Genomic DNA, 22650 nt, shown 5'->3' with positions numbered 1-22650 from the left:
TTTTCAACAAATGAATCGTCATGGGCAGTGGTTGTTGTCGCTCCGCAAAAAAACATTTCTTAGAAATTAATCACTTTGGCATTGCTAAGTGCACTTTTTTAAATTCGGATTTTTCCAAAATTAAGCGTCCGGACTTCAGGATTCTAAACCCTCATGCAGGCCTGCATTCTGCTCAGGAGATAAACACATGATCTTTGAGTGGATCTCTGACCCTTCTGCATGGGTCGGCTTGCTGACCTTAGTGATCCTGGAAATTGTTCTGGGCATCGACAATCTGGTCTTTATCGCCATTCTTGCGGAAAAACTGCCGCCGGAACAGCGCGATAAAGCGCGCAAAGTCGGTTTGCTGCTGGCGCTGTGCATCCGCTTGGTGCTGCTGGCTTCAATCGCCTGGGTCATGACGCTGGTTGCGCCGCTGTTCCATGTCTTTGGCCATGCGTTTTCCGGACGCGATTTGATTCTGCTGTTCGGCGGCGTCTTCCTGCTGTTTAAAGGCACCATGGAGCTGCGTGAGCGCCTGGAAAACAAGCCGATGCTGAAAGAAGAGAATCCGGTGCATGCAACCTTCTGGATGGTGATCATTCAGATTGTGGTCTTGGATGCGGTGTTCTCGCTGGACAGCGTGATTACCGCGGTCGGCATGGTCAAGCAATTGCCGGTCATGATGATTGCCGTGGTGATTGCGGTCGGCATCATGCTGCTGGTTTCTAAGCCGTTGATGAGTTTCGTCAGCCGCCATCCAACCGTGGTGATTCTGTGCCTGTGCTTCCTGATGATGATCGGCTTCTCGCTGCTGGTTGAAGGCTTTGGCTTCCACATTCCGAAAGGCTATCTGTACGCGGCGATCGGCTTCTCCGTGCTGATCGAATTCCTGAACCAGACCATGCGCCACAATCAGGAAAAAATGGTCACCACCACCGATTTGCGTTACCGCACAGCCTCTGCCGTGATGCGCATGCTGGGCGGCAAGAGCAGTTCGGAAGCGCAGCATGATGAGCATGAAGATGTGCTGGCGACCCGCGCCTTTGCCGATGAAGTCTTTGATGAAGACAACGGCGCTTATCACAGCGTGATGGTGCAAGGGGTGCTGGGCTTATCTGAGCGTCCGGTGAAGTCGGTGATGACGCCGCGCCCGGAGCTGGAATGGATTGATCTGGAAGAAGATGAAGCATCGCTCAAGCACCAGCTGCTGAGCATGACCCATTCGCGCTTAATTATTGCCCGCGGCGAGCTGGACAATATTGCCGGCGTGGTGCTGACCCATAAAGTGATGAATGAATACATTGAAACCGGCGTGCTGAACTTTGAAAAGCATCTGCGCGAGCCGGTGATTGTGCATGAAAATGCGCAAGTGCTGATGGTGATGGAACAGCTGCGTCAGGCGCCGCTGCAAATGGCGCTGGTGCTGAATGAATACGGTTCGATTGAAGGGATCGCAACCCCGATAGATGTGCTGGAAGCGATTGCCGGTGAATTCCCGGATGAAGATGAGTTGGAAACCTCAGCTGCCAGCCTGGAAGACGGTTCATTGATTCTGGACGGTTCAACTGATATCCGCCATGTATCTTTGCTGCTGAACCGCGACTTGGTGGATGAGTCAGAACAGTATTCGACCTTGTCGGGCTACATCTTGTTCCACTTGGGGCGTTTGCCGGAAAATGGCGCAAAACTCACTGCGGATGGGCACATTTTTGAAGTGGTGACGATGGATGGCCACAAAATTGAAAAAGTGCATATCATTCCGATTGCGCATAATGTGCATCAGGATGAGCGATAGCTTCTGAATCCGGCGCCATCTTCCGCTAGAATAGCCTGCATCAAGCAGGCTATTTTTATTTGAGAGCGACATGTCCGAGATGCGATGCCCCTGCGGGCTAGGGAACTATGCCGAATGCTGCCAGCCCTTGCATGCTGGAAAGCAGGCGGCAGCAAGCGCAGAACAGCTGATGCGTTCGCGCTACAGCGCTTTTGCGCGGCATGAAATTGATTATCTGGTGCAAACCACAGCGCTGGGACAGCAGGGGGCGCTGGATGTGCCGGCGATTGCCGCATGGAGCAAAGCCAATCAGTGGCTGCAGCTGGAAGTCGTGTCGGCCAATGAAAAGCTGGATAAGACCCATGCGCAGGTCGAATTTAAAGCCCATTATCAAGACCTGAAACAGGACGGGCAGACACCGCAAGTGCATCATGAAGTGTCACATTTTGTGAAGCATCAAGGCGCGTGGTTTTTTCTGGATCCGACCACGGAGATGCAGATCACCATGAAACAGCCCTGCATTTGCGGCTCAGGCAAAAAATTTAAACAGTGCTGCGCGCAATATCTGTAGTTTTTTTCTGAAGATGCCTTAAAATAGCGCGCATCTTTTACCCTCAGCGGATGAAGGGCAATGTTACTCACCGTTATTTACATTATTGCAATTACGGCAGAAGCCATGACCGGCGCGCTGTCGGCTGGACGGCGGAGCATGGACTGGTTTGGAGTAGTGTTGATTGCCTGCGTCACCGCTTTGGGCGGCGGTTCGGTGCGCGATGTGCTGCTGGGGCATTATCCGCTGACTTGGGTCAAGCATCCGGAATATCTGGTGCTGACCTGCTGCGCCGCCTTTGTCACCATCATCATTGCCAAGTGGATGAAGCATTTGCACTCCATCTTCCTGCTGCTGGATGCGTTGGGCCTGATCGGCTTTACCATCATCGGCTGCCAGATTGCGCTGCAGATGGGGCAGGGCTTTGTGGTGTCTGCCGTGGCAGGCGTGCTGACTGGAGTGTCCGGCGGCATTCTGCGCGACATTCTGTGCAACGATGTGCCGCTGGTGTTCCGCCGTGAGCTGTATGCCTCGATTTCGTTTGTCGCCGTCATTTTTTACTGGTTCTGCATCGATTTTGGCCTGTCGCTGGAAATCACCGTCATTTCAACCCTGATTTTCGGTTTTTCACTGCGCTGCATCGCCATTTATTTCGGTTTGGAAATGCCGAAATTTATCTATAAAGATGATGATGACCAATCCGCCTCTTCGAAAGATGCTTCTTAAATTCCTGCTCTTGCTTTAAACGCTGTATTCGGCTGAACTCCGGCGCGGCATGCCGTTTCAGCGGATTTTCCTTGCCTATTGCATCAGAGAGCAGATCATAAAATCACTGCCGTGAACGCCGCATGCAGGCTTTCACCTCATCAGGGATCAGATTATGGACTTAGTCTCACGCATACAGCGCTTGCCGATCGGCAAGTTTCACTACACCTTGCTTTGGGTCATTGGACTGGGCTGGATGTTTGATGCCATGGATACCGGACTGATTTCCTTTATCCTGGCCAAAATGGCCGAGGACTGGGCCATGAGCCCGGCGGAAAAAGGCTGGGTCGTCTCCATCGGTTTTGTCGGCATGGCCATTGGCGCGGTATTCTCCGGCGCTTTGGCCGACCGGATCGGGCGCAAAACGGTGTTTGCCTCGACGTTGGTGATTTACAGCTTGGCGACTGCAGCCTGCGCATTTGCGCCGAATCTGACTTGGCTGCTGGCCTGCCGTTTTGTGGTCGGCCTGGGTTTGGGCGGACAGCTGCCCGTTGCGGTGACCTTGGTCAGTGAATATATTCCTGCGCATGTGCGCGGGCGCTTTATTGTGCTGCTGGAAAGCTTTTGGGGTTTGGGCTGGCTCTGCGCCGCGCTGATCGCATATTTCGTGATTCCGCATTACAACTGGCATGCGGCTTTTTTGGTGGGCGGCCTGCCTGCGCTGTATGCCATCGTGATCTGGAAGATGGTGCCGGAGTCGATTCCGTATTTGATTAACCGCGGCCGGGTGCAGGAAGCGCATGCTTTGGTGAAAAAAATTGAAGCCAAATGCGGTGTGGAAGTCATTGAAATTTTTGAAGTGAAACCGGTGGCAGAAAAGCAAAGCACCTCATTTGGCCAGCTCTGGTCCGGCGTATTTGCGCGCCGCACCCTCATGCTGTGGCTGATTTGGTTTGGCATTGTGTATTCCTACTACGGCATTTTCACTTGGCTGCCGAGCCTGCTGGTGAAGCAGGGCTATACCATTGTGCAGTCTTTTGAATATGTGCTGGTGATGATTCTGGCGCAATTGCCGGGCTATATCGCAGCGGCCTGGCTGGTCGAAAAACTGGGCCGCAAAGCTACTCTGGCCGGCTTTATCGGCTGCTGCGCCGTGTCGGCTTACTGCTTTGGCCAGGCGCAAACTGTGAGCATGATTGTGATCTTCGGCTGCCTGATGTCTTTCTTCAATTTAGGCGCTTGGGGCGTGCTGTATACCTACACGCCGGAACAGTATCCGGCCAATATCCGCGCGTTCGGTTCGGGCTGGGCGGCGGCCATAGGCCGGATCGGCGGCATTGTGGCGCCGTTGGCGGTGACCCATATGATGGTGCTGAACAATGGCTTCAGCTATGTCTTCAGCATGTTTACCGCAGTGCTGCTGGCGGTGGCTTTCGTGATTGTGGTGCTGGGCGAAGAAACCAAAGGCAAGACTTTGGAGTCTATGGGCTTATAGCGCGGATTCAACATCGCTGTTTTTTCAGCTTCGCTTGCATCGGTTCATCCAAAGCGCAGCAAGGCATGATCCTGCTGCGCTTTTTTGCGGCTGGCATTTTTTCATCAGCGCTTGGCCGGCGGGCGGTAGTCTGCAGGCCATTTGAAAATAATCAGTTGCTCATTTTTAAAAAAGTGGATAATTTTACGGCATTAGATCTGTCATAAGACAGGATTTGTCGCTGCGCATCAGGTCATGCCCTTGTGTATGAACCGGCAGAGACATAGCATAAGAACCCAGATACAAAAACGAATTTATTAGGATTACAGGTTGTTATGACAAGCCTTGCGCATCATGCGACAGAAAACCGTTCCGTAGCGGAATTTACCGAACAAGCCTATCTCAACTACGCTATGTACGTGATCATGGACCGCGCATTGCCGCATATCAGCGACGGCCTCAAGCCGGTGCAGCGCCGCATTGTGTATGCCATGAGCGAATTGGGCCTGAAGCCTTCCGGCAAGCCGAAGAAATCGGCGCGTACGGTGGGTGATGTGCTGGGTAAATACCATCCGCATGGCGACTCTGCTTGCTATGAAGCCATGGTGTTGATGGCGCAGCCGTTCAGCTACCGCTATCCGTTTATTGAAGGTCAGGGCAACTGGGGTTCTCCGGATGATCCGAAATCCTTCGCGGCGATGCGCTATACCGAAGCCAAGCTGTCGCCGTACAGTGACCTGCTGCTGTCGGAACTTGGGCAGGGCACCTGTGACTGGCAGGATAACTTTGACGGTTCAATGAAAGAGCCGGTGAATTTGCCGGCGCGCGTGCCGAATATCCTGCTGAATGGCACCACTGGGATTGCCGTGGGGATGGCGACGGATATTCCGCCGCATAACCTGCGTGAAGTAGTGAAAGGCACGATTGCCCTGATCCGCAAGCCAACCATGACCGATGAGCAGGTCGCGGCCTATATTCCGGGGCCGGATTTGCCGACCAAAGCGGAAATTATCACCGCACCGGATGAGCTGCTGAAAATTCAAACCACCGGCCGCGGCAGCTACCGCACCCGCGCAGTGTATACGATTGAAAAAAATGAAATCGTGATCACCGAATTGCCGTATCAGGTGTCGGGATCCAAAGTGATTACCCAAATTGCTGATCAGATGCAGGCCAAAAAACTGCCGCTGGTCAGTGACTTGCGTGATGAATCGGATCATAAAAACCCAACCCGTTTGGTGATTGTGCTGCGTTCCAACCGGATTGATGCCGAAGCGGTGATGAGCCATCTGTTTGCCACCACCGATTTGGAATCCAGCTACCGCGTCAATATGAACATGATTGGCGCAGATGGCCGTCCGCAGGTGAAATCGATCCGCCGCATTTTGCTGGAATGGATTGAAATCCGTAAAAATACCGTCACGCGCCGCCTGCAGTATCATTTAAATAAAATTGAGAAACGCCTGCATATTTTAGGCGGTTTGATTATTGCCTATCTGAATATTGATGAAGTGATCCGCATCATCCGTGAAGAAGATCAGCCGAAACCGGTGCTGATGGAACATTTCGGCATTGATGAGATTCAGGCTGAAGCCATTTTGGAACTCAAGTTGCGCCATTTGGCCAAGCTTGAAGAAATGGAGATGCGCCGCGAGCAGGAAGAACTGGAAGCCAAAGCCGCAGTGATCCGTGAACAGCTGGCGAATCCTGAATCGCTGAAAGCGCTGATTATCAATGAACTGAAAGAAGATGCGAAAAAATTCGGCGATGACCGCCGTTCGCCTATTGTGCGCCGTGAAGAAGCGCATGCGATTAATGAGCAGGACATGCTGCCGGCCGACCCTGTGACGGTGGTGCTGTCAGAAGCGGGGTGGATCCGTTCCGCCAAAGGCCACGAAGTGGATGTGGAAAATCTGAATTTCCGCGCCGGCGACCAATACCTGAGCCATGCGCAGGGCAAATCCAATCAGCGGGTATATGTGCTGGATGATTCGGGGCGCAGCTATGCGCTGCCGATCAATGCCTTGCCGTCAGCGCGCGGATTCGGTGAACCGCTGAGTTCAAAATTATCGCCGGCCAGCGGTGTCGGTTTTAAACAGGTGCTGATTGCAGAAGATGATGCCGAATTGCTGGCTATCAGCAGTCAAGGCTATGGCTTTAAAACGCAGGCGAAACAGCTGGATACCAATGCCAAAGCGGGTAAAGCCTTCTTGAGCCTGTCTGACAATGCCCAGCCGATGACCCTGCAGCTGATTGAACAGGCAACGCATCTGGCGCTGCTCAGTTCGGCTGGCCGCCTGCTTGTGGTGGATCTGGCGGAATTGCCGGTTTTGAATAAAGGCAAAGGCAATAAATTGATACAACTGGAGGCTGAAGATCAGCTGATATCTATGGTAGCTTTTGCTTTAGATGAAATAATTCAAGTGGTTGCGGGTCAGCAGCAGCTGAAATTAAAAGGCGATGATCTGCAGAAATATATGGGCAAGCGCGCTTCGAAAGGAACCGCTTTGCCGCGCGGATATCAAAAAGCAAATAAACTGTTCATTCAAAGATAATACTAGCATCCATTGATCGAAATACGTTATATATGCACAGTATTCGTGAAATGGATGCAATATTAAGCTCAAACAAGTTAAATAATGAGCGGCTTAATATTGAGAAAAAACAGTTGAATTATTAAGGATTACTGACAGGAGAATCGGGCGCTATGGAAAAAATTTGGTTTGCAGAATACCAAAAAACAGGTATTCCAGAAACTGTAGAGCTGCCGCAGGAAAATACGTCGCTGAATGATATTTTTGAACGCAATTTTCAAAAATTCGGCTCGCGTGATGCCTTTATTTTTATGGATAAAGTCCTGACATTCAGTGAATTGGATGAAGCCAGCCGCAAATTTGCAACCTATCTGCAAAGTTTAGGCCTGGCAAAAGGCTCGCGTGTTGCGGTGATGATGCCGAACGTACTGCAGTATCCTGTTGTGGCTTTGGGGGTTTTTCGCGCAGGTTTAGTACTGGTGAACGTGAATCCGCTGTATACCTCGCGTGAATTAGAACATCAATTGAACGATTCTGGCGCAGAAGTGCTGGTGATTGTTGAAAACTTTGCGTCAGTGTATCAAGCGATTTTAGGCAAAACACCGGTCAAGCATGTGGTTGTCGCATCAGTCGGCGATATGCTGGGCGCCTTGAAAGGCACTTTAGTGAATTTTGTATTGCGCTCTGTACGCAAGCAAATTCCAGCGTGGAATATTCCGGGCCACATCCGTTTCAATGCGGCTATGTCTAAAGTCAGCGCAAGCAATTACAAGCGTCCAAATATGACCCTGAGTGATACTGCTGTGCTTCAGTACACTGGCGGTACGACAGGCGTATCAAAAGGCGCGGAACTGACCCACCGCAACCTTGTGGCGAACATGTTGCAGTGTGACGGCATTTTCCAAAGCAAATTCGGCAAGCAGGATGGCCAGCCGGATGACCGCATTTTCTGCGCATTGCCGCTGTATCATATTTTTGCATTCATGGTGTGCGCGCTGTACGGCATGTATAAAGGCCAGGCCAATGTGCTGATTCCGAATCCGCGTGATCTGCCTGCGGTCATTAAAGAGCTGCGCAAATACCAGCCGACATTCTTCCCGGCAGTGAACACGCTGTTCAATGCCTTAGTGAACAATGAAGAATTCAAGCAGCTGGATCACAGCAAAATGAAGATGGCGATGGGCGGCGGCATGGCTGTGCTTCCATCGACAGCTGAAGCTTGGAAAAGAGTGACAGGCACCAACATCATTGAAGGGTATGGCTTATCTGAAACTTCTCCGGTTGCTACAGCGAATCCGCCTTCTTCTATGGAGTTCAGCGGCACGATCGGCATTCCATTGCCATTGACTGAAGTTGCGATTCTGGACGATGACGGCAATGAAGTGGCTTTAGGCGAGCAAGGCGAAATCTCGATCCGCGGCCCGCAGGTCATGAAAGGCTATTGGAACCGTCCGGATGAAACCGATAAAGTGATGACCAATGGCTTCTTCCGTACCGGCGATATCGGTGTGATGGATCCGCGCGGCTATGTCAAAATTGTAGACCGTAAAAAAGATATGATTCTGGTTTCAGGGTTTAATGTATATCCTTCTGAAATTGAAGAAGTGGTTTCTAAGCATCCGAAAGTGCTGGAAGTGGCGGCGATTGGCGTGCCGGATGAAAAATCAGGTGAAGTGCCGAAATTATTTGTCGTGAAAAAAGATCCATCTTTAACGACTGAAGAAGTTTTAGCCTTTGCCAAAGAAAACTTAACCGGTTACAAGCGTCCACGCTATGTTGAGTTTATGGATGAGCTGCCAAAATCCAACGTGGGTAAAATCCTGCGTAAAGATTTGCGTAAAACTGCATAAGCTGAAACAGAAAAAGCGCCGGAAGGCGCTTTTTTTATGCTGGACGTTTATGCCAAAAGGGCATTGGCAGCACGTTATTTTTTCATCAGCCAGCGGTCGAAGTAGCGGCGGCCTACACCGAATATACCTAGGAAAATAAACATGGCGCCGAACTGCAGGCTGAATTGGCTTTGCTTGAAAACGCCGTGGCTCAGCACATTATCAATAATGCAATACACTAAAATGGCAATCGCCCAATGCCATAAAGGCCACTGCTTGATGGCTACAGCATAAAATGCGATCCATAGGGCAATGAACGTCAGAATCGTCGACCAAACATTCATATTGGCGCAAATGACCGTCAGCAGAAATGCGGTAACCGGAATCACGATTTTTAAAACACGGTCAACCCGCAGCTGATTTTGACGCTGTTTTTCCAGGACATTGAACAGCTCTTTTTGATCTGGACTGGCCATATGCAACCTATACACAATTAAAGAAAACACTCTATTTAACAAAATTTATTCATGAAATGCCATGCTATGATGGACAGCATTAATAAATTCATGCAGAGAAAAACCCATGCACAGCATCAGTGGGATCATTTATCTCATTTTGGGGGCATGCCTGCTTCCTTATGTTTTTACTTTTATTGCCAAAAAAGCATCGGGCTTCAGTGCAAAAGACAATCACAATCCCCGGGCATTTTTAGCCAATACGACCGGGCTGGCTGCCCGCGCCAATGCCGTGCAGCAAAACAGTTTTGAAAGCCTGCCGCTGTTTATTGGCGCAGTGCTGATGGCGGAATACATGGTGGTGCCGCAAACTTTTGTCATGACCTTAGGCATCACTTATCTGGCGCTGCGGATTGTTTACGGCATGTGCTATTTGGCCAATTGGGCGGCGTTGCGTTCCATTGTCTGGATTTTATCGATGCTGTGCCCAGTTTGCCTGATGCTGATTATTATTAAAATTTCTTAGGGCCGGGGATTTTTCGACGGAAAATTGGATGCAGAAATGCAAAATCACAAAAAAATTCGAAAAACCGTTATAATCGTTGCGGTCTAAAAGATTTAACTTGTTAAAGAGCAATGCTATGAGCTACAGCAATATCCCTGCGGGTAAAGATGCGCCAAATGACATCTATGTAATTATTGAAATTCCTGCGAATGCAGCGCCTATCAAATACGAAATCGACAAAGATTCGGATGCGCTTTTTGTAGACCGTTTCATGGGTACTGCAATGTTCTACCCAGCAAACTACGGCTATGTGCCAAACACACTGTCATTGGATGGTGACCCGCTGGACGTGCTTGTTGTGACTCCGCACCCAGTAGAACCAGGTTCAGTGATCCGCTGCCGTCCAGTAGGCAAATTGAACATGGAAGATGATGGCGGTGTAGATGCAAAATTAGTTGCAGTTCCACATGACAAATTAACGCCGATCTACAAAGACATTCAGGAATATACAGATCTTCCTCCTTTGCTGATCAGCCAAATTGAACACTTTTTCCAGCACTACAAAGATCTTGAGCCTGGCAAATGGGTAAAACTCAGCGGCTGGGAAGGTTCTGAAGTTGCTAAGCAAGAAGTGCTTAGCTCAATCGCTGCATACCAAGAAGCGAACAAATAATTCCTTTCGGAATTTAGCTCGGTCTGGCTTGCTGGATTGAGCCATAAAAAAACCTGCATCAGTTGATGCAGGTTTTTTATTTATCTTCGATAGGCTGCGAATTAAAATAATTTCACTGGGATATCGAGGAAGATACGCCATTCGTTGGTATCGCCGATATAAACACCTTCATAGGCACTGTTTGCACGGTAGATCGAGTTGCGCAGACGCAGGCTGGCATCTTTGGCAAAACCGCTTTGAACGGTATATTTTACTTGGTTGAAGAATTCATTTTCTTTACCTTCTTCAGCTGTGCCGTTGACTTTGATATCCCAGCCATATACATACGCGGCAGTCCAGTTCAAGCCCGGAACGCCTAATTTGCCGAAGTCTAAGTTGTACTGTACTTGAACTGATTTTTCGTGATTGCCGATAAAGTCAGACAGGTATGAGTTCGGCAGGTAAATGCTTTGGAAACCGTCTGCATTCTGGCCATAATCGTAACCGACATTGCCGGTATTTTGCTGATAAGCCAGCATGAGATTGTGTGCACCCTGGTTATAAGCGCCAGAAATCGCCCAAATATTATTTGTTTTTTCTGACCCAGCAATACCAGTAGTTCCGTAGTTAGGTAGAAGCTCACCAGTAGCAGAATAAGTTACCGCATTTTTATCAAATTTAGTGTGATAACCACTGAAGTCATAAGTCAGTGACGCATCATTGGCCAATGCTTGTTTGTAGTTGGCATTCACATAGTGGCGGTCTAATTTATTTTTGCTGTCGATGCCATAGTAAGAGGCATTTAAAGCATCATTAAACTTGTATTTAGCGCCCCAAACCACTGCGCTGTCCAAATGGTTGCCATCTGTATTGATCTGCTCTGACATTTGGTTTTTGGTGAATTTACCCGCTGTCAATTCCAGTCCGTTGATTTCACGGCTGGTTGCCAATACGCCTTCAAAATATTCAGGAACCATGCGGCCGGTATTGCTGGCCAAAACAGGCAAGTCCAATACTTGTGTACCGTAACGCACTTCTGTGTTTGAGATGCGCGCTTTTACATTGGCGCCGCCGCGGGCCCAGTGGTCATATGCTGAACCATCATTGTGCTGTGGAATCATATTATTGCCGGTATGCTTATTATCACCGATCTTGAACGATGCGTCACCGACTACGCCCACACCAAAACCGACTACACCTTTGGTATAGCCTGATTCTAAATCAAAAATAGCCGATTGCGCTGTAGAACGGTTATCGGGTTTGCCATTTTTTTTATCGCGGTCAATGAAACCCGTGCGGAACAGGACAGAACCCTCTGCATCTTCGACAAATCCTTTTGATTCGCTTTGTTCACTGGCAAATGCCGTGGTGATGAATGCTGCATTAACAAGCAGCGCCAGTGTAAGCTTTTTCGAGTTCAGCATTGGGATAGAGCCTCATGCAAAAATATATAGTTAAAGAGTGTGTAGATTGTATAAGTTTTCTTTCAAAAAAAATCATTTTTATTGTGCTTATTACACTAAAGTTACGCATATTTTCGATAAAGCGTATAACAAAATCTGCTATAAAAATTGGGTGTTTACAGAATTATTTTTTAATTTACAGTAAAAACAAAAGTATAAGTTGAATTGCATGTAATGAATCAGATTTGGGCTGATTCTTCTTTGTTGCGGGTCTGATGAGGCATGCGCAGTCTTATATGAAGGCCGGCGCAATGCTGAAAAAAGCGTCAGAAAAATGGGATGAGGTTAAATTGAATGGCTTTCGGCTGCAGATGGGTGAGCTTAAATTATTAAATATTCATGTGAAAAGTTTTTAAATAATATGAATTGATTCGTATAAAAAGTATGCATGATTCCAGTGGGCCTGCATCAGGGTGGGCAGGCATTGAAGCAACGTTTTGATGATCGGCGCTATATTCGACATAGAGATGCATCAGACTGCAATCATTGCAGATCTTCTGTTTTGCCATTCATCGGCAAAGATGCACTTTTTTAATGCGGCTGCTGAAAAGCTGTTGAAACAGCATACTCAAAAAGAGGCATTTTATCTCAGCCGCCAGATGCGGCCGATTTGCAGCATCTGGATGACATTCAAGTCAACAGCAGGCTTTCATTGCTGAACGCCGGCAGGATGTATGGTTAAGGTAATTAAAATAAAAATGATGAAAAATAATGGTTTAAATTTATTTGTCTGCTTTTTTAGAGGGGCTGCTCCGGTTTTTATATAGCCATTTTTAAAAGTTGGCATAGCGTTTGCTAACTCTCAGTGAGTTTAAAAAAATCTGCTGGGGATTCCAAAATGCTGAAAAAAATATTTGCTGTGACTGCTTTAACTGCAGCTTCCGGTGCGGCCTTTGCTGAAGATGCGCCGGCAATGCCGTTCGGCCTGTCTTTTGGCGGCAGCGCGGCGCTCACCACGGACTACCGCTTCCGCGGGTTGACGCAAACTGAAACTGATCCAGCAGTGCAAGCCGGTTTTACCTTGTCGCATAACTCAGGCCTATATTTTGGCCTGTGGGGTTCCAATGTGAACTTCGGTTCCGGCACGCCAAGCTTGGAGTTGGACCCCTCAATCGGTTATGCCACGACACTGGACAGCTTTGCCAGAAAACCTGTTTTGGATGTTGGGGCGGTGTATTACAACTACTCAAGCGCAAGCGATCTGAACTGGGCTGAATTGTACGGTAAATTAACCTTTGCTGATGTCTTTACCTCAGGCGACAGCTTGCTGACCAATCTCAACTATACCAATGATTATGCTGCGGCAGACACCAGCAGCTGGAATGTCAATGCCGCCTATTCCATTCCATTTGGCGCAACGGGTTTCGGCGGCGTGGCAGCTTTAGGCTATACCGCAGTCAGCGATGAAGAGAAATATTCATTCAATGGTGATGACAGCTATATGGATTGGAAAGCCGGTGTCACTTATGGCTTTAAATCAATTGCAGGCGCATCTGCAGAATTGGCTGCTGTCGGCACCAATATTGATACAGACGGCATGTCGAATGCGCAAAGCCGCGGTGTCGAAACCGGTGCGGTATTTACCTTAACTAAAACCTTTTAAGTTTTATTTTTAAGTTCAGGCGGATGAAAATCAAAACCCTTGGCGTGTTGCGCCAAGGGTTTTATTTTGAATATTTTTAAAGTGCAACACAGGCTGCAAAGGCAAGTGTTTTAAGGCACTTGCCCGCGGTAAGAGAGCGCTTCAGACAGATGCTGGGCTTGAATTTGTTCTGCCTGCGCCAAGTCCGCAATGGTGCGCGCCACCCGCAGCACGCGGTGATAGGCGCGGGCCGATAAATTCAGACGCTGCTGAGCTAGATTCATCATATTTTGCGCCGCTGCATCTAAAACAGCATAGCGCTCCAGCTGTTTGGGGCTCAGTGCCATATTGGGCATGTGCTGGCGCTGGATCTGAAGATCATAGGCATGCAGCACCCGCTCACGCACCGTTGATGAGGCCTCGGCGGACTGCGTATCCTGCAATTCATGCGCCTGCAGCGGCGGCACATCAATATGCAGGTCGATCCGGTCTAATAAAGGGCCGGAAATCCGGTTTTGGTAGCGCTTGATCGCATCCGGCGAGCATTGGCAGCGCGCATCCTGATTGAATGCATATCCGCATGGGCAGGGGTTCATGGCGGCAATCAGCTGGAAATTGGCAGGAAAAGTAATCTGCCGGGAGGCGCGGGAAATAATGATTTCTCGAGATTCCAGCGGCTGGCGCAGGACTTCCAGCACTTTGCGGTCAAATTCCGGCAACTCATCTAAAAACAGCACGCCTAGATGCGCAAGGGTGATTTCTCCTGGCTTGGGATTGGAGCCTCCGCCGACCAAAGCAATTGCAGATGCCGTATGGTGCGGTGCGCGGAATGGGCGCTGGCCAAATTCATGCTGCGCGCTGGCAATGGAATAAATACTGGCGACTTCCAAATTTTCCTGCATATTCAAGGGCGGCAAAATGCTGGACAGCCTTGAAGCCAATAAGGTCTTGCCTGTGCCGGGCGGGCCGCGGAACAGCAGTGAATGTCCGCCTGCTGCAGCAATTTCCAGCGCGCGGCGCGGACGCAGCTGGCCTTTGACATCGGCCAAATCAAATTTATAACTGGCGCTGGAGGCTGCATTGATGGGATTGAATTGCGGCAAGGGCGCGATTTGATTCAGATGATCACAGACCTCTTTTAAATGCTGGGCGGCGAAAACTTTGAAATCCGGCAGCTGTGACGCTTCCTGGGCATTTTTTTCCGGCAGGATCAGCTGATGCTGCGCCTGCTGGCAGGCAATGGCAATGCTTAAGGTGCCGGTTGTGGGCCGCAAGTGGCCATCCAGCGCCAGTTCACCGATGAATTCCAGCTGCTCAGCGGCGTGCTCCGGCAATTGCCCCGAGGCAATTAAAATGCCGAGCGCGATGGCCAAATCCAGCCTCGAACCGTCTTTAGGCAGATCGGCAGGAGCGAGGTTAATGGTCAGCCGTTTGGTCGGAAATTGAAAGCCGCTGTTGATAATGGCCGATCTGACGCGGTCTTTGCTTTCCCGCACAGCGGCTTCCGCCAGCCCAACAATGGTTAAAGACGGCAAGCCTTGGCTGAGATGAACTTCGACTTCAATTAATGGGGCGTGCAGGCCCAATAGCCCGCGGGTATAAATCTTGGCAAAAGACATATTATTGTTCCGTTATAGTGCATTTTTTTTAATCGTTATGCGTCTTATGCTGCACCAATAGAGTGCTTATTTTTTGTTCTGTATTTTCTGTTCGAGCATTTCTACTTGCTGCAGCAATTCATTCAAGCGCAGGTTGGCGTTGTTCAGTGCGGTGCGCTGCCGTTCCATTTCTTCTTTAGACACCAAGTCCATTTTGCTGACGGCTTCATTCAGCAATGCGCGCACATTATGTTCTAAATCTTTTTTAGGCTGGTCGACCTGTTCCAAAATGGCTTGCAGTAAAGTTTCAATCATTTTTATCTCCGTCTGATGCAGATGAGAGGGCAGTTTAGCATTGCCTTGGCGCAGACTATAGTGCCCGCACAGAAATATAGGATTTTCCAATGGGTAATATCGTAATTTTTATAATAAATATGTCTAATTTTCGCGTCCAAAACCGCATTAAATGAGTAAAATAGGTTATAAATAAATCTCATGCTGGGAGCTTCTATTCCCCGACCTTAGAACTTTTGGCATGGAAATTGAACATAAAACCTTACTGGTGAAAAAAGCCGAAGGACAAAACACATGAAGCTCGTAACTGCAATTGTAAAACCCTTTAAATTGGATGATGTGCGTGAATCGCTGTCAGAAATTGGTGTTCAAGGGATCACTGTAACTGAAGTCAAAGGATTTGGCCGTCAAAAAGGCCATACCGAACTATACCGCGGCGCGGAATATGTTGTTGATTTCTTACCGAAAGTCAAAATTGAAATTGCAATCAGCGATGAAATGGTCGATTCAGTGATTGAGTCAATCACCCGTGTTGCAAGCACAGGCAAAATCGGTGACGGCAAAATTTTTGTGACGAATTTAGAACAAGTCATCCGTATCCGTACTGGTGAAACAGGTGCCGATGCTGTTTAAGACATTGGCATGAAGTTTGCTGAGTAGCTAATAACTCAGAAAATAGGTCGGGGGATACGAATGAAAAAAATGCTACTCGCGCTCAGTTTATCTGGCGCACTCTTAGGCGGTTCTGTTGCGTGGGCTGAAGAGGCCGTAACAGCACCTGCTGCTTCTGCAACGTCTGAAGCTGCACCTGCCGCGGATACAGCAGCTGTATCTGCAGCAACGGACGCTCCGGCGGTTGAGGCTGCGCCAGCGCCTGCTGAAGCGGAGCCAAAACTGGATACAGGCGATACCGCTTGGATTTTAGTATCAACAGCCTTGGTTCTGTTGATGACGATTCCCGGCTTAGCGCTGTTCTACGGCGGCATGGTCCGTAAAAAAAACGTGCTCAGCACCATGGCGCACAGCTTAGTCGCTGCAAGCATCGTCAGCATCACCTGGGTCGCGGTCGGCTATACGTTAGCCTTCGGTGAAGGCAATGCCTTTATTGGCAATCTCGATAAATTCATGCTTTCAGGCATCACTACCGATGCGCTGACAGGCACCATTCCCGAAATTCTCTTTGTCATTTTTCAAATGACCTTTGCCATCATTACAGTCGCCATCATCAGCGGTTCTATTGCGGAACGTATGAAATTCGGCGCATTTGCGGCATTCATCACTATTTGGTCTGTTGTTGTTTATGCGCCAATCACGCACTGGGTCTGGGGCGGCGGCTGGCTAGGCCATGACGGCGCGCTGGATTTTGCCGGCGGTACAGTGGTCCATATCAACTCAGGTGTTGCCGGTTTGGTCGCTGCATATATGCTGGGCAAACGCATGGGCTTGGGCCGTGAATCGATGGCGCCGCACAACCTGACACTGACTGTGATCGGCGCCAGCTTGGTTTGGGTCGGCTGGTTCGGCTTCAACGGCGGCTCTGCACTGGGCGCAAACGGTTCGGCAGGCTATGCGCTGGTGGTAACGCAAGTGGCCGCCGCAGCAGCAGCTCTGGCTTGGCTGGTGACTGAAAAAGTCGTCCGTGGCAAATCCTCCGTATTGGGCGGTGCATCGGGCGCAGTCGCGGGCCTGGTGGTGATTACTCCTGCAGCGGGCTTTGTCACTGTAGGCGGCGCATTGGCGATGGGCCTCATTGGCGGTGTGGTCTGTTTCTGGGGGATTACTGCTCTGAAACGCGCGCTGAAAGCGGACGACTCTTTAGATGCTTTCGGCCTGCACGGCGTAGGCGGCATTGTCGGCGCGATACTCACTGCATTCTTTGCCAGCCCGTTCATCATGGGCGATAAAGCGCCAACGGATGTGATGCATCAATTATGGGTTCAAGTAGAAGGTGTTTTGGCGACCATGGCGTACTCGGCAGCATTGACGTTCATTATCCTAAAAGTGATTGATCTGGCGATCGGCATCCGTGTTGAATCTGATGATGAACGCATGGGCCTGGATTTGAGCCAGCACGGCGAACGCATCGAATAAAAAACCAAGCAACTATTTTAATAAAATATCAATATATTGTGTAAAACAGCCCAAAAGGGCTGTTTTTTTTCCATATGTTGCGTAAAGCTCTACAAACTCCATAATTTTTGCTACACTTTAAATCCATCTGGATTTGTTCAATTAAACCGCTATGCATTGTCCATTTTGCAACGCTGCAGACAGTAAAGTGATTGATTCACGTTTGGCTGCGGAAGGCTGTCAAATTCGCCGGCGCCGTGAATGCGTATGCTGCGGTGAACGCTTTACCACCTTTGAAAGTTATGAAGTCGTGATGCCGCGGGTGCTGAAATCCGATGGCAAAAGCGAGCCGTTCGATGAAGCCAAACTGCGCCGTTCATTGATGCACGCCCTGCAGAAGCGTCCGGTCACGCAGGAGCAGATTGAAACCGTGCTGAGCGATATCCAATTGCAGATCCGCCGTTTAGGCGAGCGCGATGTGCGTTCGTTGACGATTGGTGAAATTGTCATGCAGGCGCTGTTTGCGCTGGATCACGTCGCCTATGTGCGCTTTGCTTCGGTGTATCAGGATTTTCAGGATGTCGAGGCTTTCCGCCGGCAGATTGAACAAATGCAGCACCGCGGCCAATAAGCATTTTCAAATGGGATATCAACATGTCTGAAACCACGTCTGATCAAGACTGGATGCAGTTTGCGCTGGCTTTGGCCGCCACGGCGATTTACCGGACACGGCCAAATCCGGCGGTGGGATGCATCATTGTTAAAGACAATCAAATTATCGGACGCGGCGCAACCGCGCCTGTCGGCGGTTCGCATGCCGAAGTGTTCGCGCTGAAAGAAGCGGGCGAACAGGCGCGCGGCGCAACCGCGTATGTCACTTTAGAGCCTTGCGCGCATTATGGCCGCACCCCGCCGTGCGCGAAAGGGCTGGCTGATGCAGGCATCTCCCGGGTGGTGATCGCTTGTTCTGATCCGAATCCGCTGGTGGCGGGCAAAGGCGTGCAGATTTTAAAAGATGCCGGCATTGACGTGGTGCAGGGAGTTTGCGCAGCCGAAGCAGCCCAGCAGAATAAAGGCTTTTTAAAAGCCATTGCGACAGGCCAGCCTTATGTGCGCCTGAAAATCGCGTCGAGCCTGGATGGCCGCACCGCCATGGCGTCCGGTGAATCGAAATGGATTACCGGCGCTGAAGCGCGTTTGGATGTGCAGCATTGGCGCGCTATTTCAGGCGTGGTCATTACCGGCATTGGCACGGTTTTGGCGGATGATTGCCAGCTGAATGTCCGCCAGCTGAAAGATGTCGATGATTTAAGCGCGGTAGTGCAGCCGAAACGATTGGTGTTAGACCGTCAGGGCCGTTTGCCTTTAACCGCGAAAATCTTGGCGCAAGCCGATAGCGTGATGGTCATGGGGCCATTCCGCCAGGAGCTTGCCGATTTAGGCGTGATTCAATTGGAAATTCAGCCTTTAAAAACCTTGCTGCAGGCCTTATCTCAGCAATACCAAATATATGATGTGCTGGTGGAAGCTGGCGCGGCACTTTCGACTGCATTTTTGCAGGAAAATCTGGTTGATGAATTGATCAGCTATGTGGCGCCAACATTTTTAGGCCGTTCAGCACGCGCGATGTTCAATGCGGAATTTGACCGCATGGCAGAGCAGCTCCGCTTTAAGCTGATTGATGCTGTCCTGGTGGGCGGCGATGTGCGCTTAAAGCTCATTCCTTCACAAGAGACACTATGAATTCAGAGTCTACGGTTTATCACAAACGCCGTCACGCGGCACGTACTACCGATGAATACCTTTTCCATCAGCTGGTGCCTTATTTAGGCAACAAGCGCCGTTTGCTGCATTTGATTTTGGAGGCGCTGGAAACGACAGGAACGCTGAACCGTGAAGATGGCCGCGCGCCGATATTTGCTGACTTTTTTGCCGGCTCTGGGGTTGTCTCACGCTTGGCGCGCCAAAACGGCTACCGCGTGATTGCCAATGACTGGGAACCGTACAGCCATGCTTTAAACAGCGCGATTTTGTCTTGTGTGGATGCGCCGGCGTTTAAAGAACTGGGCGGCTATCAAAAAGCCATTGATTATCTCAACCGCCTGCCTGAAGTGAAGGGCTGGGTGACGCATAATCTGTGCCCGCGCAATGATGAAATCTATGATCCTGCACGTGACCGTTTATTCTTCAAGCGCCGCAACGGCATGCGCATTGATGCGATCCGCCAGCAAATTGCCACATGGCAGGCGCAGGGCGCGATTGATGATGTGGAAATGAGCGCATTGCTGGCGCCGCTGCTGTATTCTGCCAGCTTTGTCAGCAATACCAGCGGGGTATTTAAAAGTTTCCATCATGGCTGGGGCGGCAAAACCCAGACGGCGCTGGAACGCATTGAATCCTTGCTGTGGCTGACGCCGAGCCGTTTTTGTGAAATCGGCGATCCGAAACGCCCTGCGGCTGAAATGTGGTGTGTCGATGCGCAGCATCTGGCCAACCAAATGAGCAGTTTTGAAGTCGATGTGGCTTATCTTGATCCGCCGTATAACCAGCATGCTTACAGCAGCAACTATCACGTGCTGAATGCGCTGACGCTGTGGGATCAGGTCGATTTGCCGACGCCGGATACCAAAGGCTTTAAGAGCGGCATTGACCGCGCATGGCGCAAAGAGCGTCCGAGTCCGTACAACTCGTCGAAGCATGCCAAAGAAGCCTATGAAAAATTATTGGAAACAATTAATGCGCGCTTTATTCTGACCAGCTATTCTACAGACGGCAATATTGAAGCGGCAGATCTGCTGCAGGCGAATTTAAAGCGCGGGCGTGTCACTTTGCTGACGCAGGATGTGCCGCGTTACCGGGTCAGCAAGCAGCGCCAGTCTGAGCGCGCGCGCGTATTGGAATTTATTGTGATTACCGATACTCATGCCAAATCCGGCCCGCCGATCCGCCAGCTGCTCGGCCAGCTGCATCATTTTGCAGAATTGGGCGGTGTAGATACGTCCGGTGTCAGCACGCAGCTGGACTTGTGGTAACCCATTTTAAAAAATTGAGTACGCTATGTTTACAGGCATTATTGAAAGTTTAGGCAAAGTTGGAAGCGTGCAAAACGTGGGCGGCGATGTGCGCCTGCGCATTGAGACCGATTTGGATATGTCTGACGTGCATTTGGGCGACTCGATCGCCACCAATGGCATCTGCCTGACGGTGATTGACTGGGGCGAAAACTGGTATGCCGCCGATGTGTCGCGTGAAAGCCTGAACCGCACGACGCTGGGCAGCTGGAAAGCAGGGCAGCCGGTTAATGTGGAAAAAGCCATGCTGCCGACCACCCGTTTTGGCGGCCATATTGTCAGCGGCCATGTCGATGCGGTCGGTGAAATTACTGTGTCGCGTGAAGATGCGCGTTCACTGTATTTTGAAGTGACGGCGCCGGCTGAAATCGCCAAGTATCTGGCGGAAAAAGGTTCGGTAACGGTGGACGGCATCAGCCTGACCATCAACCATTTGCGCGGCAATATTCTCAGCCTGAATCTCATTCCGCATACGGCTGAACGCACCAATATCGGCACCTGGAAAACCGGCGCAAAAGTGAATTTGGAAGTCGATGTTCTGGCGCGCTATATTGAGCGCTTATTGCTGGGCGATAAAGCTGCGCAAGCGCCGCAGCAGTCGAAAATCAGCATGGAATTTCTTGCGGAAAATGGCTTTATGAAATAAGCTGAATACCCAATATAAAAGCAGTCTGGTTGAAAAATTAGACTGTTTTTTTTGTTTTCAGCTGTGTTTTTGCGTCATAATGCTGCTCGAAATGGCTTGAAGCATAACTTGAACATATGGCTTGGACAGGTGCAGATGATTGATTTTTTAATGAATATTGAACAATGGCTGCCCATGCTGCTGGAGCAATACGGCGCGTGGATTTATGCCATTCTGTTTCTGGTGATTTTTGCGGAAACGGGTTCAGTCTTCATGTTCTTCTTGCCGGGCGACAGCCTGCTGCTGGCGATAGGCGCCTTGTGCTCCACCACAGAGGCAGTGCATCTGCATTATATGTTCAGCCTGCTGTTTATTGCCTCGGTGCTGGGCTATACCGTCAATTATTATACCGGCAGTGTGCTGGGGCTGAAATTTTTTAATCAGCATTCGCGCTACTTTAAGCCTGAATATATGGTGAAAACCAATGCCTATTTCATGAAGCATGGCGGTAAAACCATTCTGATGGCGCGCTTTGTGCCTTTTGTCCGCTCCTTTGCGCCGTTTGCCGCGGGTTCTGCGCGTATGAATCTGGCGATTTTTACACTTTATAATGTAGTGGGCAGCATTTTTTGGCTGAGCTTGCTGCTGGGCATTGGTTATGGCCTAGGACATACGGTTTCTGCCGTTGCCGATTTGGTGTGACGGGCAATGGGTGTGATGAGCAATCCGCCGCGGCACCTATTATGCATGATGGATGCTGCTGTAAAACAGCATATCCAGCGGGCATGCCTCAGCTGGACGGCGTGATAGCGCTAAAAAATGGAAGCTGAATTCAGCTTCGCGGATGTTCATCCGAAAAATTCGAATTTTTCAAAATATAGTCAATTTCTTCCTGCGCTGCGGCCTGCAGCTTGGCGCGGAATGCGGACACGGCCTGTTCTATTTGAGTTTCCACTTCCAGCTCTAGACGGACGCGGACACTTTCCAGCTCAGAAAGCATTTGATTGTCGGGAACAGACAAGCCTTTGGCAAAGTTGAAAGGCGAGCTTTCCGGGTTTTTATGATAGCGTGAAGTATAGGTGAGGGTATCACGGTCAATGGTCTGGCGGATCAGCGCCAGCGTTTGCGTTTGTTCTGCATATTGACGCAGTTCATCCTGCTTCAGCTGTTCAGCATAGGCGTGCTGTTCTGCACGTTTTTTTTCCAGTGCGCGTTCCAGCGCCTGCTGCTTGCGGATGCGCGCTTCTTCGATCAGCTGCGCTTTGCGTTCCGCATAGGCGGTTTCAATGCGTTGAAAAGACAGCGCCTGCTGTTTTTGATCCTGCTCCAGCCATTGCTGGGTGCTGCTTTCCGGCTTCAGGACATCGCAGATGCGTCCGAGGTCATCAATAAAGGTCTGACGCACAGCTTCAGGCACGTTTAACCAGCGCTGTTTAAAATCTGGACCGACATTTAATGCCACGGCAGCATCTCCTTGAGTATGAAAT

21 protein-coding genes are annotated in these 22650 nt (G+C 49.9%); 16 read left to right on the top strand and 5 right to left on the bottom strand.

The features are described 5' to 3' along the window. Window positions 1-187 precede the first annotated feature (187 nt). The 6 genes from ACE3T3_RS04670 to ACE3T3_RS04645 all read left to right on the top strand — a co-directional run bounded on the left by ACE3T3_RS04670 (window position 188) and on the right by ACE3T3_RS04645 (window position 8869). Window positions 188-1777 (top strand): transporter associated domain-containing protein, encoded by a 1590-nt coding sequence (locus ACE3T3_RS04670; protein WP_374664542.1) that lies wholly within the window; start codon window positions 188-190, stop codon window positions 1775-1777. A gap of 70 nt (window positions 1778-1847) precedes the next feature. Continuing rightward, window positions 1848-2327 carry a YchJ family protein gene (locus tag ACE3T3_RS04665; protein WP_374664540.1) on the top strand — a complete coding sequence of 160 codons (480 nt, stop codon included), beginning with the start codon at window positions 1848-1850 and terminating at the stop codon, window positions 2325-2327. A gap of 60 nt (window positions 2328-2387) precedes the next feature. Continuing rightward, a complete protein-coding gene (locus ACE3T3_RS04660; RefSeq protein ID WP_374664538.1) occupies window positions 2388-3032 on the top strand; it encodes a trimeric intracellular cation channel family protein in 645 nt (214 codons plus the stop codon). 154 nt (window positions 3033-3186) lie between these two features. Further along, complete coding sequence (locus ACE3T3_RS04655; RefSeq protein ID WP_374664536.1) at window positions 3187-4506, top strand: MFS transporter; 1320 nt, start codon at window positions 3187-3189, stop codon at window positions 4504-4506. 314 nt (window positions 4507-4820) lie between these two features. Next, window positions 4821-7040, top strand: a complete 2220-nt coding sequence (gene parC, locus ACE3T3_RS04650) for a DNA topoisomerase IV subunit A (protein ID WP_374664534.1) — start codon at window positions 4821-4823, stop codon at window positions 7038-7040. A gap of 152 nt (window positions 7041-7192) precedes the next feature. Next, a complete protein-coding gene (locus tag ACE3T3_RS04645) occupies window positions 7193-8869 on the top strand; it encodes an AMP-binding protein (protein WP_374664532.1) in 1677 nt (558 codons plus the stop codon). 74 nt (window positions 8870-8943) lie between these two features. On the opposite strand, the gene ACE3T3_RS04640 is transcribed toward ACE3T3_RS04645, so the two are convergent. Further along, on the bottom strand, window positions 8944-9324 hold the full coding sequence (locus tag ACE3T3_RS04640; RefSeq protein WP_374664529.1) for a hypothetical protein: 381 nt from the start codon (window positions 9322-9324) through the stop codon (window positions 8944-8946). Window positions 9325-9430: 106 nt separating this feature from the next. Here ACE3T3_RS04640 and ACE3T3_RS04635 point away from each other — a divergent pair, with 106 nt between their 5' ends. Together ACE3T3_RS04635 and ppa are read left to right on the top strand one after the other, a co-directional pair. After that, the gene (locus tag ACE3T3_RS04635; RefSeq protein WP_374664527.1) at window positions 9431-9829 is read left to right on the top strand and encodes an MAPEG family protein; all 399 of its coding nucleotides are present in this window, start codon (window positions 9431-9433) and stop codon (window positions 9827-9829) included. 115 nt (window positions 9830-9944) lie between these two features. Continuing rightward, complete coding sequence (gene ppa, locus ACE3T3_RS04630) at window positions 9945-10481, top strand: inorganic diphosphatase (RefSeq protein WP_374664525.1); 537 nt, start codon at window positions 9945-9947, stop codon at window positions 10479-10481. Window positions 10482-10582: 101 nt separating this feature from the next. On the opposite strand, the gene ACE3T3_RS04625 is transcribed toward ppa, so the two are convergent. After that, the gene (locus ACE3T3_RS04625; RefSeq protein WP_374664523.1) at window positions 10583-11884 is read right to left on the bottom strand and encodes an OprD family outer membrane porin; all 1302 of its coding nucleotides are present in this window, start codon (window positions 11882-11884) and stop codon (window positions 10583-10585) included. 877 nt (window positions 11885-12761) lie between these two features. Between ACE3T3_RS04625 and ACE3T3_RS04620 the strand changes: the two genes are divergently transcribed. Then, a complete protein-coding gene (locus tag ACE3T3_RS04620; protein ID WP_374664521.1) occupies window positions 12762-13526 on the top strand; it encodes a TorF family putative porin in 765 nt (254 codons plus the stop codon). Window positions 13527-13636: 110 nt separating this feature from the next. Here ACE3T3_RS04620 and ACE3T3_RS04615 read toward each other — a convergent pair whose 3' ends face one another. After that, window positions 13637-15124, bottom strand: a complete 1488-nt coding sequence (locus tag ACE3T3_RS04615) for a YifB family Mg chelatase-like AAA ATPase (RefSeq protein WP_374664519.1) — start codon at window positions 15122-15124, stop codon at window positions 13637-13639. 66 nt (window positions 15125-15190) lie between these two features. Continuing rightward, window positions 15191-15418 (bottom strand): accessory factor UbiK family protein, encoded by a 228-nt coding sequence (locus ACE3T3_RS04610; RefSeq protein ID WP_374664517.1) that lies wholly within the window; start codon window positions 15416-15418, stop codon window positions 15191-15193. A gap of 273 nt (window positions 15419-15691) precedes the next feature. On the opposite strand from ACE3T3_RS04610, the gene glnK reads away from it, so the two are divergent. The 7 genes from glnK to ACE3T3_RS04575 all read left to right on the top strand — a co-directional run bounded on the left by glnK (window position 15692) and on the right by ACE3T3_RS04575 (window position 21865). Beyond that, window positions 15692-16030, top strand: a complete 339-nt coding sequence (gene glnK, locus ACE3T3_RS04605) for a P-II family nitrogen regulator (protein ID WP_374664515.1) — start codon at window positions 15692-15694, stop codon at window positions 16028-16030. Window positions 16031-16090: 60 nt separating this feature from the next. Then, window positions 16091-17488 carry an ammonium transporter gene (locus ACE3T3_RS04600; protein ID WP_374664513.1) on the top strand — a complete coding sequence of 466 codons (1398 nt, stop codon included), beginning with the start codon at window positions 16091-16093 and terminating at the stop codon, window positions 17486-17488. A gap of 151 nt (window positions 17489-17639) precedes the next feature. Then, window positions 17640-18098, top strand: a complete 459-nt coding sequence (gene nrdR / locus ACE3T3_RS04595; RefSeq protein ID WP_374664511.1) for a transcriptional regulator NrdR — start codon at window positions 17640-17642, stop codon at window positions 18096-18098. 23 nt (window positions 18099-18121) lie between these two features. After that, complete coding sequence (gene ribD, locus ACE3T3_RS04590) at window positions 18122-19210, top strand: bifunctional diaminohydroxyphosphoribosylaminopyrimidine deaminase/5-amino-6-(5-phosphoribosylamino)uracil reductase RibD (RefSeq protein WP_374664509.1); 1089 nt, start codon at window positions 18122-18124, stop codon at window positions 19208-19210. After that, complete coding sequence (locus ACE3T3_RS04585) at window positions 19207-20499, top strand: DNA adenine methylase (RefSeq protein WP_374664507.1); 1293 nt, start codon at window positions 19207-19209, stop codon at window positions 20497-20499. Before ribD ends, ACE3T3_RS04585 begins: the two co-directional genes overlap by 4 nt. A 25-nt stretch (window positions 20500-20524) precedes the next feature. Next, a complete protein-coding gene (locus tag ACE3T3_RS04580) occupies window positions 20525-21184 on the top strand; it encodes a riboflavin synthase (protein ID WP_374664505.1) in 660 nt (219 codons plus the stop codon). Between the two features lie 135 nt (window positions 21185-21319). Beyond that, window positions 21320-21865 (top strand): VTT domain-containing protein, encoded by a 546-nt coding sequence (locus tag ACE3T3_RS04575; protein WP_374664503.1) that lies wholly within the window; start codon window positions 21320-21322, stop codon window positions 21863-21865. 130 nt (window positions 21866-21995) lie between these two features. On the opposite strand, the gene ACE3T3_RS04570 is transcribed toward ACE3T3_RS04575, so the two are convergent. Next, a complete protein-coding gene (locus ACE3T3_RS04570; RefSeq protein ID WP_374664501.1) occupies window positions 21996-22625 on the bottom strand; it encodes a hypothetical protein in 630 nt (209 codons plus the stop codon). Between the last annotated feature and the right edge of the window lie 25 nt (window positions 22626-22650).

This window comes from Acinetobacter sp. (genome assembly GCF_041919735.1).
Lineage (GTDB): Bacteria > Pseudomonadota > Gammaproteobacteria > Pseudomonadales > Moraxellaceae > Acinetobacter.
Note: the sequence above shows the minus strand (reverse complement) of the source record. Positions and strands in the feature narration are given on the sequence as shown.